The sequence below is a fragment of the Nocardia sp. NPDC052566 genome (assembly GCF_044547285.1).
GTDB lineage: Bacteria > Actinomycetota > Actinomycetes > Mycobacteriales > Mycobacteriaceae > Nocardia.
Window position 1 is genome coordinate 206,055 of sequence record NZ_JBIUAF010000005.1, and the last position, 12,352, is coordinate 218,406.

Consider the following 12,352-nt stretch of genomic DNA (forward strand, 5'->3'; position numbering starts at 1 on the left):
GTCAGCGACCGCCTTCCGGCACGATGCCCTCGACCAGCGCGAGGAAGGTTCCGGTGGGCCGAACCTCGGCGAAGGTGATGCCCGCCTGTTCGAAGAGTTCGATCACATGGTGCGAACTATGTTTGCGCCCAGCCACATTCAGCAACAGCAGCAGGTCGAGCGCTGAGGTGACGACCGGTTCGGGTGTGTGATCGGTGAGGGTTTCCACCACCAGGACGCGCGCGCCGGGGCGGGCGTTGCGCCGCACGTTCTCGAGTGTCCTGCGGGTGCTGTCGTCATCCCACTCCAGGATGTTCTTGAGGACGTAGACGTCGGCTCGGACAGGGATGTCCGCACGGCAGTCCCCGGCGAGGACGGTGGCCCGATCGGCCAGCGCTCCGCCCGCGCGAAGCTCCGGAAGGGCTTGGGCGACAACGCCATCCAGATCCAATAGATATCCGCGGACGGCCGGATGGGTGTCCAGTATCGTGCGCAGCAGCCGTCCCTGCCCGCCGCCGATATCGGCCACCGTTTCCGTTCCGGACAGACCGAGTGCCTGGACCACCGCATCGGCGGTGTGATTGCTCGCCTGGGTCATCGCCGCGGTGAACACCGACACCGCCTCGGGTTCCTGTGTGTGGATATAGCGGAAGAAGTCGCTGCCGAGCACCGCGGCGGATTGCGCTTTGCCCTCCTTGACCGCTCCGGGCAGATGCGGCCACAAGCGCCAGAAAATCGGATGGCCGATCCAGCGAACCAGGTAGGTCACGCTGTTGGGGTCGTCCTCGCGCAGCAGATTCGACAGGGGATTGTTGCGGTAGTCGCCGCTGTCGTCCCTGTCGAAGATCTCGCGCGCGACAAGCGCATCCAGCAATTGCGCCAGCGCGACGGGGTCCGCATCGAGGTCCCTGGCCAGAGCCGTCGCGGAGCGGGGCCCCGCTGCCAACGCCCGGGCGATGCCGAGGTCGACAGCCGTTACCAGCGCCGCCGTCGAAACCAGGCCCCAGGCAACCTCTTTGATGCGAGAGATATCGGACTGGAGTGCCGAGATGCTCGTCATGTCTTTGCCTTTCGCGGTCGATTACCGCAATCCTGACGACCGGGTCTCCAGCCGGAGTCACCCACGGCTCGAGCCGAACTCAGTCGAGCGCAGACGCGCTTCAGATCGATCCGGGCGTGCGGGGGCAGCGGCCGAGCGCGACTATCGGCGAAGGCTAGACGGCCGGGGGACGCCCGTAGACTACGGGCAGCAGAAACTCGAATACCGTTGCACCATGCGGGAATTCGATAGTCATTCCCGGGTGTGCGGCCTGTCCGAGTGCGACGAAGGCCGATCGGCTGTAGGAGCGCAGCAGACTGATGACGGCGTCGTGCACGATCGCGGGCATCGCCGATGGTGGCGCGAAGCGCAGGGCCAGCGTCACCATCATCAGCACCATCAGCGGAAAGCCGAGCAGCAGCGCCACCGTCGGTGGGCGTTCGGCGTCGACGATCAGGAATTTGCGGCCGACGCGGGTGGCTTCCGCGATGGCTCGGCACGCCAATTCCGGTGGTAGATGGTGGAAACCGTCGACGAAGACGATCAGGTCGTAACTCTGATCGGCGGCATCGATCGCGGTGGCGTCGACAACTTCGGTCCGGGCCCGCGGATCGCGGCCGAGCGGCCCGGCGGCGATCCGGTCCACCGAGACCGGATCGAGGTCGGTCACGGTGAGCCGCGCCGTCGGGTGCCGCGCCAGGATCTGCTCGGATAAACGCCCATGACCGGCGCCGATCTCCATGATGCGCGGACGGTCGATGCCCTCGATCAATGCCAGCACCAGCCGCGCACTGCGCGCATGGATTCCCATTCGCGCACCGCCGCGGTCCAGTGCCGCGATCACGCGCTGCTTGACCTCGTCCGGCACGTCAGAGCGATCGGTGTACTCGAGCCGGTCGGTATGGAACAGTCGATTCAGCCGCGAGGCGTGGGGGCCGCCGCGCGGCATCGAGCCGATGTCATGCCGATCGAACACGGCCACCTCACATCGAGGTGATGCGTAGCACCAGCGCCACCGCCGCGAGCAGCAGCACCACGATCGGCGCCGCGATATTCGACCATTCCCTGCCTTTGACATGGAATCCGGTAGCCGCGGCGAAATAAACGACGAGCCCCACCGCCGCCGCGATCCCGATCGGCGCCCACCACAACCCGGCGACCAGCCCGCCCGCCCCGGCCAGCAGCACCGCCGCGAGCGGGTTGAGCCAGCTATCGGGCACACCGAGTTTGGTATAGGACTCGACGATCATCTGATTACGAGTGACCTTCAAGAACGCGGACATACACAGAAAACCGGCGAGCAAGACCGAAATAGCGACAGTGGCGATGAACACGACGTCTCCTCGAATGCCATCGCGGACAACTCAACCCACTGTAGGTCACCCGCACTGCCACGGCCGTCTCTTCGAGCGGCGGTTTCCGGCGGAGCTCAGCGCTTCAGCACGAAGGTGAAGGGGGCCAGGTCGGCCTGGGAGGTGGTGGCCGAGCTCGTCGGCACGCACGACGAGCAGATCCATGCAGTCGTGCAGGTGCGGGAGGGGTTCGCCGAGGTGGTCGCGCACCAAAGCGACGGCCTGAACGGCGGCGCCGCGCGCGATCATCCGTTCCCTGATCCGAGACGTCGGGCTATCCATCCAGATCGCCTGCACCACAAGCGAATCTGGAGCATGTGCGACGGCACGCATATGGTGCGCCAACGATCGGCCAGCAACGGCGGCCTGACGGATCACCGAGAGAAACGGGGCATCGAGGACGACGCGATGCCGACCCGCGATCCCCAACCCGGTGCGGATCAGCCCGTCGTAGATTCCCGGTGATATCACCGACCGATACAGATCGCTGTCTCGATCGTGCGGATCGCCCGTGAGCCTGCGCATGACGTCCTGCTCGAGGCGAGGCGCGTACCGGTCCTTGTCCAGCACGCTCGCCCCGACTTGTGATGCGATCCAAGCCGCTGCTGTCGACTTCCCTGACGCCGGGAAGCCGCACATCACGATCACCCCAGTACTGGTCAATGTCTTTGCGACAGCGTCCAGCGCAGCTAGTACTGACTGGGGGAACATCCCCGGAGGGAACTCTTGCTCGACCTGCACGGTACCCAGTCCAGCACAGCAGACGGAGTGTTCGCGCTGACCGGACCCTTCGAGCCGCTAGACGCGCCGTTGTGCGGGCGAAGACGAGGCGATGCGGCGGGCGAGGTACTCGGAGAAGTAGCCGTGATATTTGGCCTGCAGATCGTGCCGCTGCCAGTCGTGTCCGTCGATCGCCTGGCGGCAGGTCGGACGTCCGCAGGAGCAATCCATCGAACCGTCGTAGTCGTCGAACAGCGCGTAATCCGTTGTCAGCTCCTCGCCCTCGCGGATGTCGCGCATCGCGACGAGCAGAATGTTCCCCGCGAACCCGACGTTGGGCTCGCAGGAGTGGTTGATGAACAGCATCACGCGTTCGTACTCGTCGTCGGTCCGTGCGACGAGGTGCAGGTTGTCGTCGATCTGAATCTCCGAGTTCTGCAGCGATTCTGACAGCTGGTGCAGGTCATCGGTGGTGACGATGTGGCCGCCTTTGACCGCGACGGTATCACCCGCGGTGATCGGTGCGAGGGCGATAAGGCCTCGGCCGGCGATGGTGCTGTCCACACCCTTGGCTGCCTTCGGAGTGATCCAGGATTCGACCATCCTGCCATCGTGCCCGTGCGGTTCGGCGACGCGACCGCATAGCACGCGCACTCTACTGGAGGAACTGGATAGTGTTGTGTCCCATGGAGTTCGAACGAGCCGAACATATTGCCAGTTTGCCTCGCAAGCGGATGGGGGCTGGGGCGTTGTTCGTCGATGAGTTCGGTCGTGCGTTGTTGGTCGAACCGGCGTACAAGGACTATTGGGAACTGCCGGGTGGTGTGGTGGAGGCTGGTGAGTCGCCAGGGGCCGCCGCTGTCAGGGAGATCGGGGAAGAGCTTGGTCTCAGCGTGCCTCTGGGACGGCTGTTGGTCGTCGACTGGGTTCCGCCGGGTCTGTATCCCGATGATGGGCTGATGCTGATCTTCGATGGCGGCGGGCTGGGTGCTGCTCACACAGCCGCGATCGTCCTTCAAACCGACGAGCTTCGAAGTTGGGCTTGGTGCGATGAGACCGACGCTGCCGAGCGACTACCGGATGTGATGGCTCGACGAGTGGCCGCGGCACTGAAGGCTCGTGCCGGAGGCGGGACTGCCTATCTGGAGGACGGCTTCGCGATGGCGTGACGCCACGCTATGTCGTGATGGGGTAAGCGGATTGGAAGGCCAACCGCTGGTCGGCGTCGGACGCGATCCTGTCGAGTTCTTCGTCGAGTGTCATGAAGACCTGCCACGGTTGTTGGCCGCTGGCCGTCGCCAACCGTCGCACGATGAGTTGTTCGAGTTCGGGAACTCGTTTGGCCTTCCAGATCTTGTCGGCGAGGCTGACCAGTAGGTCTTCGATGTCGATCGTGGGTTCGTTCCATGCGGCGTGGGTGCGGGCGAAGCGGGCGGCGTTTTCGGGCACACCGTGGTCGAGTAGAAGCTTGTACCCGTCGGGTTCGTGCGCTGAGCCAGGACCGGACAGTTCGGCGGGGTGGCGGACCTTCCCGATGTCGTGGATGGCGGCACCGAACAGGACGGAGTCGGCGTCGAATCGCACTGTGCCGTAATTCTTTGTCAGCCAATCGACCAGCTGGCAGGCCACGTCGTGAACCGCACGCAGGTGCGCGGCGAGCCGCGGTGGAGCATCCAGTGCCCGAATGATCGCCGCGGCACGGTCGGGCAGTAGTCGCAGTGGCGTTTCGGATCGATCGGTCAATGCATGCTCCAGCACGCGTGAGGTCATTCGGTCACGGTAACCGGAGCGAGATCGGATTCGCGGCTCCGAGCGTCGAGTTCTGATTGCAGATCGCTGTCGCAGATCGTCATCGAAGCCACCTGTGGATGTCCCGGATCTCCACGAACGCTTCACTGTCGGTTGCCAGTTGAATCTGACGCTGGGGAACTGTCCTACAGGCCGTCGATCGCGGCGCCGAGATCCGCGCCGTAGCTGGACCAGCAGAAGATGGGTTCCCCTGGCTCGCCCCGGTCGCCCATGTACCACTCGCCGTCATCGACGCAGCGTGCGAGGCACAGGCCGGTGAAGCCGATGATCAGGTCGACGTCCAAGGGGTTTTCCTTGTCACGTCCGAATGGAGCCAGGAATACGGGGGTACCGGGGTCCAACAACTCCACAGTGCTGTCCCGCGCTCGCTGGCGCACCTCGTCGATAGTCCACTCATCCGGAAGCGTGTCTTTGTGCACCCTCTGATTCTTGCCCGGTGGGATGCCCGCTTCTCGTCCGGGCCGACGAAATCTCCCTCGCAGCGAACCTTTCGGGCCATGGGCGATCCCCTTAGACCACCTTCTGTGATCCGGCATGTTGGTCGGGCCGCTCACCTTGGCTGCGCCGCTTCGGCGGCGTGGTCCGATGCTCCGGTTGGCCAAATCCTGCCGGTGGAATGCCTTGGGAACTGCCGCGGACCGGCCACGAACACAGTCCGGTATATTTCGGATAGCACCCGCCCGTGAGGTGAGAATACTGTGCTCACCCATACGGTTGATTCGTTCGCGAGCGAGAATCTGGGATGCCATCGGATTGGAGGCGTGCTCATGAAAAGTCGTCGTTTACTGACCGATCCGGGCGACTATGAGGCTATTCGCAATAGGATGGCGTCATTTTTTTACCTGGACCGCAGGTTTCCCGAAGATGTGTATCGACTTTCGGGAGTGAGGACCGTATTCATCGAATACGAAGTTGGTATAAGTTCAGGTTTCTGGCTCGCTCTCAGTCGTTTGGCGGAGATGTTCGGAGATACCAGTGTCGACTTCCTCGTAGTGGACCCCGCCCATGGGAGTGTGAACATTCCCGCATCCTGGGATGTGTATCCGGCGTTCTCGATCGATGTCACATCCTCCACCGACGATTTCGCCGATGCGATCACCGAGCCGACCCCGGACGCCGAGGGTATTTGGATGGTCGGAGACCTCTCGAACGTGGTTGCGATCACGGGAAGGTCTGGACTGTGGGGATGTTGGGGGGAGCGGAATAGTGGAATTATGGCCATCCGAGCACCGGATGGTGACGCATTTCGCGTGTGGCGCGAAGAAGTGGACCTATATCTATGGGGAACCTACGGTATTCTTGACATCATTGCCTTTAATTGTCGAGATTGGTTGGTTCCGCATGAGTTTCTGGACCCCTTCGTGGAGAATTATAGGTGGATGCCGGGAGTTCGGGCTCTTGACCGTATGGCGTTCGGGTTGACTGGGCCGCCGAATTGACGCTCGCGGTCTGCATGATCGGTGAGTGATTATTGTCTACACCGTGTGCGGCCTCGAACCGGCCTGCCTGACTAGAACGGCGAAACCTGGCTTACCGTGGATCTCTATGGCGCACAACGGGATCGAGGTTACTGCGGAGCTGGTGCGGGATCTGTTGCGTGAGCAGCATCCTGATCTGGCGGACTATCCTGTGCGGCTCGGGGCGCGTGGTTGGGATAATCAGTTGTGGCGGCTCGGTGAGGATCTCGCGGTTCGGTTGCCGTGGGCGACGGAGTCCGCGGACGAGTTGTTGCGTAAGGAGCACGCCTGGGTGCCTGCTCTCGCGCCGCGGCTTCCACTGCCGATTCCGGTGCCGCAGCGGTTGGGTGAGCCGTCCGAGCGGTTTCCGAGGCCGTGGATTGTTACCACCTGGGTGCCGGGCACACCTGCTGACCGCGCGCCCGTCACGTGCGCCGCGGAGGCGGCTGACACCCTGGCCGCCTTCCTGACCGCACTGCACTGTCCCGCACCTGAACAAGCGCCTACCGGCCGGGCCCGGGGAGGTCGACTGGCCGAATACTCCGACGGGTTCGCCGAGCAGCTTGCCTCGCTCACCGAGATGGGTCTGATCTCCGATCCGGACGCCGTTCGCGCGGTGTGGGAAGATGCTGTGGCTGCGCCTGATTGGGGTGGTCCGGCGCTATGGCTGCACGGTGATCTGCATCCGGCGAACGTCCTGACCGCTGACGGCACGATCTGTGGAGTGATCGACTTCGGTGACCTCTTCGCGGGCGATCCGGCCTCCGACCTCGCTGCCGCGTGGATTCTGTTGCCGGACAACGCCGTCGAACGCTGCCATGACAGCTACCAGCCGACTCCGGATGCGGCGACCCTTCGGCGCGCTCGCGGATGGGCGGTGCTGCGCGCCTTCAGCGGCATCCTCATCGGAGACGCCGGCGTACACGGCCGTCCGGGCGGCAAGCCGACTTGGGGGCCACCCGGCCACGCCGCATTGCGACGCCTCACCGCAACGCCCCATTGACGATCTCGGTGGCAGAAACCAGCGCGGCGCAGATCCGTTCCTCGCCACCATAGGTTCGCGGATGCGCCTTCTCATTTGGAACAGGCGCTTTCGGCCCACCAGAAAATGGCGGCGGGCGAAGTGTTCGGCAGGATCGCGCTCACACCGTCGCGGACCTAGCCGACATGAGCACCGCCGTTGTCGCAGCCTCTGAGGCTGTTCGCTCGGATCGGTAGTGTCTGTCCGGTGACCGACGCTACCGACCTGATGCGGATGTATCTGGTCGATCCAGATCAGCCTTTCCCCCCTGTCGAGCTGGCCGATCCGTCTGGACTGGTCGCTTTCGGCGGGGATCTGTCGCCGGAGCGACTGCTGGACGCCTATTCCGCGGGCATCTTTCCCTGGTACAACCCCGGCGAAACGATCCACTGGTACTGCCCGGACCCGCGGAGCATTCTGGTGCCGACCGACCTGCGGGTGACCAGGTCCTATCGCCGATCTGTCGGCAATGCCGACTACGCGGTGACCATGGATCGTGCCTTCGCCGATGTCATGTCGAACTGTGCCGGGCCGCGTGCCAAGGAGGCCGGAACCTGGATCGGCGCCGACATGCTGGCGGCCTACCTGCGGTTGCACCACCTCGGTCATGCGCACTCGGTCGAGGTATGGCGCGACGGCGACCTTGTCGGCGGCCTGTACGGCGTCGCATGCGGCCGCTCCTTCGCCGGTGAGTCCATGTTCTCCCGCGCCCGTGACACCTCCAAGGTCGCGCTGTATTGGCTCTGCGCCCAACTGGCCGCCTGGGATTTCGCCCTCATCGACTGCCAGGTCACCTCCGGCCATCTCACCTCCCTCGGTGCCATCGACGTCCCCCGTGCGGACTACCTGCACCGGCATACCAAGGCCGCCGACCGCCCCGGTCTCTCCGGCCCCTGGCAGTTCGACATTCCGGTCCCCAACTCTCCCAACCACTTACCGGCGTGAACAATCACCGAAGCGACAAGTTGTCACGGTCCATGGAAGGGAAGGGCACATGCCTACGGTGCGGCGGTTCTGGATCGAATTCGATCTAGGGGACGAACCGTTGTCCTGGCCGGAGCTGATCCAAGGCGTTGGTGTGACCGGATTCGACGAGCGGGATTGCTTGTCGATGGTGGCGGATCTGGTCGAACCCGGCACGGCGTTGCCTCCCGTACGCCGCATCACGGTCGACATCTCACTGGCCGAGAAACTCCCGGTGAACCCTCCTACTCTCGGAGTCCCGGTGTGGCGAGGTGTTTGGTATCCGCCCAGGAATCTGTGGACCGGGCCGATGTGGCGCCCCCGGGGTGTCGACCGAACGATCGAACGCTCCGGCTATCCGACTCCCGTCACAGGTACGTCCCCCACTTGGTGGGACGAAATCCCGCATATCAAACGATTGTTGTTGCCGCTGGTGTACATGCACAATCCCAAGTTCGGTGTTCGGAAGTGGGAAGACATGGTCTGGATGGAGCGCGCCTGCTTGGCCAAGGATCCGAGCTATGCGGCCATGCTGCGCGAAGCACTCGACTGCGTGATCGCGCGCCGCCCGACCCCGGGCGAATGGTACGACCCGACCAATGCGTGGTTCGACGATCAACAGGAACTGGACGAATATCTGCGGGCCTTCCGAGACTACTTGTTCGGCAACCGCTCAGAGCCGATCTCCCCTCCCCGCAACAATCGGCCTCCGTCCGATCCGGGACTCGACGGTGGGGCGAAAAACCCTGGGGGACAGAACGTCCTGTGATATCGCCTAGTGCGCGGTCCGGAACCTACGACCGGTAGGCCGCATCCACTCCGTGTAGTGCGACCTCGATGGTCACATCCAGTCCGATCTCGTACACGATCACGGCGATCACGAAGGGCCACACGATATTCCGGCCGCGCACGACCGCGCGCTCGCCGAGATAGTGGCACGTGAGCCCGGCGGCAAGCCGGGTCAGCCATAGACATGCCTGCGCCGGTACCGATTTCGACGCGCCGGTGGTGAACCGCGCCCAGTCGCCGCCGCCGTAGATGAATTGCATGTAGCTCGCCCGAACACGGCGACACGCTCGAACCCGGCCACCGTCACCGCACCGGCGATCCGCACCGACTCGACCGGACGATCCTGCCACTGGTGCAGTCGATGAATTCCGGACAGCGGGATACCCACAGCGCCGCCACCGCGACCGCGACCCGGCCCAGGCGAACCGCGCGGCCGCGGCCCCACCGAGTGGCCATACTTGTCGATCGATCCCCCTCACCTTCCACTCTATACACGATTCCAGAGCCTCATGAGCCGGCGATTCGTGGTCCATAATCGCTCGCGGAACGCCGAAACCACCAGGTGAGGAGTAGCGGATGGCCTATGTGCTGAGCTTCGGGGAGATCGACCGGACGCAGGTCGCGATGGTCGGCGGCAAGGGCGCGAACCTCGGCGAGCTGTCACGCGTCGACGGTGTCGAGGTGCCGGACGGGTTCTGCGTGACGACGGAGGCGTTCGCGCGGACCGTAGCGGGCGGGCCGTCGATCGAGGCCCGGCTCGACGAGCTGTCGCGCCTCGAACCGGACGATCAGGGGGCGATCGGTGTGCTGAGCGCCGAGATCCGGTGCGCGGTAGAGGAACTCGCCATTCCCGAAGAGGTGGCGGCCGCGATCGTCGGCGCGCACGCCCGGCTCGGCGCGGACGGCGCCTACGCGGTCCGGTCCAGTGCGACCGCGGAGGATCTGCCCACCGCCTCCTTTGCCGGCCAGCAGGACACCTATTTGAACGTCGTGGGACCGGCGGCGATCCTCGAACACGTCAGCCGGTGCTGGGGCTCGCTGTTCACCGAGCGTGCGGTCACCTATCGGCTGCGAAATGGATTCGGCCAGAAGATGATTCGGATGGCGGTGGTCGTGCAGCGGATGGTGTTCCCGCGCGCCGCTGGCATTCTGGTCACCGCCGACCCCGTCACCTCCGACCGGACGGTCGTCTCCATCGATGCGGGCTTCGGCCTGGGCGAGGCTCTGGTCTCCGGCCTGGTGAACGCCGACGTCTACCGAGTGCGCGACGGCAGCATTACCGGCAGGACGATCGCCACCAAGAAGCTCCTCGTCGAACCGGCGCCGGCGGGCGGGACCCGGACGCGGGAGATCGCCGTGGCGCGACGTGACGAGCCGGTGCTTTCCGATGCCGAAGTGCTCCGGCTCGCCCGGCTCGGCCGCCGCATCGAGGCACATTTCGGCAGCCCGCAGGACATCGAATGGTGTCTCGACGGCGAGGATCTCCGCATCGTGCAGAGCAGGCCGATCACCACGCTGTTCCCGATTCCCGTCGCCGCCGACGGGCGGAATCGCGTCTACGTCTCGGTCGGCCATCAGCAGATGATGACCGATGCGATGAAGCCGCTGGGGATCTCGCTGTGGCAGCTCACGAGCCGGGCGCCCATGCGTGCGGCGGGCGGCCGGCTGTTCGTGGACGTCACCGAGATGCTGTCGTCGCCGAAAACCCGCACCGCCGTGGTCGAGGGGCTCGGCACCTCCGATCCCCTGATGGGGGACGCGCTGCGGACCGTGCTCGATCGCGGCGACTTCATCGCCCCGGTCCCGGAAGAGGATTCCGTCAGCGCACCGGCCGCGCTCGCCGCGTCCGCCGCCGCGCCGCTCGACGCCGATCCCGCGATCGTCACCGAGTTGATCGCGGACAGCGAAGCCTCCCTCGCCGCCTTGAAACGAGACATCCGGACCCTGTCCGGAACGGCGCTGCTCGATTTCATCCAGGCCGATATCCAAGAGCTGCAACGGGTCCTGTTCACGCCGCGAAGTCTGCAGGTGATCACGACCGCGATGAACGCGTCGGCGTGGCTCAACGATCACCTGCGAGAATGGCTGGGCGAGAAGAACTCCGCCGATGCGCTCACCCAATCGGTGCCAGGGAACGTCACCTCGGAGATGGGCCTGGCGCTACTCGACGTCGCCGATGTGCTGCGCCCCCATCCGGAAGTGGTTGCCTACCTGCGGCGTATCGAGCGAGAGAGGTTGACGCGCAACGAATTCCTGGACGGGCTGGCCGAATATCCGGGTGGCAGCGAGGCACGGGCCGCGATCGAAGGCTTTCTCGACCGGTACGGCATGCGCTGTGCGGGCGAGATCGACATCACCAGGCCGCGGTGGAGCGAGGACCCCGCCACACTGGTGCCGACGATCCTCGGCAATATCGCGAACTTCGGGCCGGGCGCGGGCAAACAGCGCTTCGAGAACGGCTTGCGCGACGCCGAGCGGAAGCGGGCGGAAGTCCTCGAACGCCTGCGTGCTCTGCCGGGCGGGGCGGCGAAGGCTGAAGAGACCGCGCACATGATCGACCGGGTGCGCACGTTCTCCGGCTATCGGGAGTATCCGAAGTACGGCATGGTCAGCCGCTACTTCAGCTACAAGCAGGCCATGCTCGATGAGGCGGAACGCCTTGTGCGGGCCGGGATCCTGGACGAGCCCGACGACATCTTCTACCTGCGATTCGACGAGCTCCGCGAGGTGGTGCGCACGCAACGTGCGAGTGCGGAGCTCATCGCCGAGCGCAAGGCGGCGTTCCGCTCGTATCAGGCGCTCACCGCGCCGCGGGTGCTCACCTCCGGCGGTCAGGCGCTCGGCGGCCGATATCAGCGCTCGGATCTGCCGGCGGACGCACTGCCCGGCATGGCGGTATCCGCGGGCACGATCGAAGGTCGCGCTCGCGTCGTCTCCGACATCGGCGAGGCCGATCTCGAGCCGGGCGACATCCTGGTCACCGCCTACACCGATCCGAGCTGGACCCCGCTGTTCGTCGCCATCGCAGGTCTGGTGACCGAAGTCGGCGGCCTGATGACCCACGGCGCGGTGATCGCCCGCGAATACGGCCTGCCCGCCGTCGTCGGCGTGGAGCACGCCACCACCCTGATCCGCGACGGTCAGCGGATCCGAGTCGACGGCACGGACGGATACGTCGAAATCCTTTAGGGCGCCGGGCATCTCCCACGCGACTCTCGTGGGT

General features: G+C 65.0%; 14 protein-coding genes. 6 read left to right on the forward strand and 8 right to left on the reverse strand.

Features of this window, described 5'->3' with window-relative positions:
- Nucleotide 1 precedes the first annotated feature (1 nt).
- From ACIG5A_RS25880 to ACIG5A_RS25900, 5 genes are all read right to left on the reverse strand, one after another.
- Nucleotides 2-1,039 (reverse strand): methyltransferase, encoded by a 1,038-nt coding sequence (locus ACIG5A_RS25880; protein WP_397244370.1) that lies wholly within the window; start codon nt 1,037-1,039, stop codon nt 2-4.
- Nucleotides 1,040-1,193: 154 nt separating this feature from the next.
- A complete protein-coding gene (locus ACIG5A_RS25885) occupies nt 1,194-1,967 on the reverse strand; it encodes a class I SAM-dependent methyltransferase (protein WP_397245896.1) in 774 nt (257 codons plus the stop codon).
- A 34-nt stretch (nt 1,968-2,001) separates the two neighbouring features.
- Nucleotides 2,002-2,352 (reverse strand): DoxX family protein, encoded by a 351-nt coding sequence (locus tag ACIG5A_RS25890; RefSeq protein WP_397244372.1) that lies wholly within the window; start codon nt 2,350-2,352, stop codon nt 2,002-2,004.
- Nucleotides 2,353-2,397: 45 nt separating this feature from the next.
- Nucleotides 2,398-3,081 (reverse strand): AAA family ATPase, encoded by a 684-nt coding sequence (locus tag ACIG5A_RS25895; protein ID WP_397245898.1) that lies wholly within the window; start codon nt 3,079-3,081, stop codon nt 2,398-2,400.
- A gap of 87 nt (nt 3,082-3,168) precedes the next feature.
- Nucleotides 3,169-3,693: an SET domain-containing protein gene (locus ACIG5A_RS25900; protein WP_397244374.1), complete on the reverse strand. Its 525-nt coding sequence runs from the start codon at nt 3,691-3,693 to the stop codon at nt 3,169-3,171.
- A gap of 83 nt (nt 3,694-3,776) precedes the next feature.
- Here ACIG5A_RS25900 and ACIG5A_RS25905 point away from each other — a divergent pair, with 83 nt between their 5' ends.
- Nucleotides 3,777-4,259: an NUDIX domain-containing protein gene (locus ACIG5A_RS25905; RefSeq protein WP_397244376.1), complete on the forward strand. Its 483-nt coding sequence runs from the start codon at nt 3,777-3,779 to the stop codon at nt 4,257-4,259.
- A 7-nt stretch (nt 4,260-4,266) separates the two neighbouring features.
- Here ACIG5A_RS25905 and ACIG5A_RS25910 read toward each other — a convergent pair whose 3' ends face one another.
- Both ACIG5A_RS25910 and ACIG5A_RS25915 read right to left on the reverse strand, forming a co-directional pair.
- Nucleotides 4,267-4,860: an HD domain-containing protein gene (locus ACIG5A_RS25910; protein ID WP_397244378.1), complete on the reverse strand. Its 594-nt coding sequence runs from the start codon at nt 4,858-4,860 to the stop codon at nt 4,267-4,269.
- Between the two features lie 164 nt (nt 4,861-5,024).
- Nucleotides 5,025-5,183 (reverse strand): hypothetical protein, encoded by a 159-nt coding sequence (locus ACIG5A_RS25915; RefSeq protein ID WP_397244380.1) that lies wholly within the window; start codon nt 5,181-5,183, stop codon nt 5,025-5,027.
- A 414-nt stretch (nt 5,184-5,597) separates the two neighbouring features.
- Between ACIG5A_RS25915 and ACIG5A_RS25920 the strand changes: the two genes are divergently transcribed.
- The 4 genes from ACIG5A_RS25920 to ACIG5A_RS25935 all read left to right on the forward strand — a co-directional run bounded on the left by ACIG5A_RS25920 (nt 5,598) and on the right by ACIG5A_RS25935 (nt 9,109).
- Nucleotides 5,598-6,338 (forward strand): hypothetical protein, encoded by a 741-nt coding sequence (locus ACIG5A_RS25920; RefSeq protein WP_397244382.1) that lies wholly within the window; start codon nt 5,598-5,600, stop codon nt 6,336-6,338.
- Between the two features lie 106 nt (nt 6,339-6,444).
- Complete coding sequence (locus ACIG5A_RS25925) at nt 6,445-7,359, forward strand: aminoglycoside phosphotransferase family protein (RefSeq protein ID WP_397244384.1); 915 nt, start codon at nt 6,445-6,447, stop codon at nt 7,357-7,359.
- A gap of 225 nt (nt 7,360-7,584) precedes the next feature.
- Nucleotides 7,585-8,322, forward strand: coding sequence for a leucyl/phenylalanyl-tRNA--protein transferase (aat, locus tag ACIG5A_RS25930; RefSeq protein WP_397244386.1), 738 nt, complete (start codon nt 7,585-7,587; stop codon nt 8,320-8,322).
- 49 nt (nt 8,323-8,371) lie between these two features.
- A complete protein-coding gene (locus tag ACIG5A_RS25935) occupies nt 8,372-9,109 on the forward strand; it encodes a hypothetical protein (protein WP_397244388.1) in 738 nt (245 codons plus the stop codon).
- A gap of 25 nt (nt 9,110-9,134) precedes the next feature.
- Here the strand turns inward: ACIG5A_RS25935 and ACIG5A_RS25940 are convergent, their stop codons facing one another.
- The gene (locus ACIG5A_RS25940; protein ID WP_397244390.1) at nt 9,135-9,389 is read right to left on the reverse strand and encodes a hypothetical protein; all 255 of its coding nucleotides are present in this window, start codon (nt 9,387-9,389) and stop codon (nt 9,135-9,137) included.
- A gap of 316 nt (nt 9,390-9,705) precedes the next feature.
- On the opposite strand from ACIG5A_RS25940, the gene rph reads away from it, so the two are divergent.
- Entirely contained in the window at nt 9,706-12,318 is a 2,613-nt protein-coding gene (gene rph, locus ACIG5A_RS25945) for a rifamycin-inactivating phosphotransferase (protein ID WP_397244392.1), read from the forward strand.
- Nucleotides 12,319-12,352: the final 34 nt, after the last annotated feature.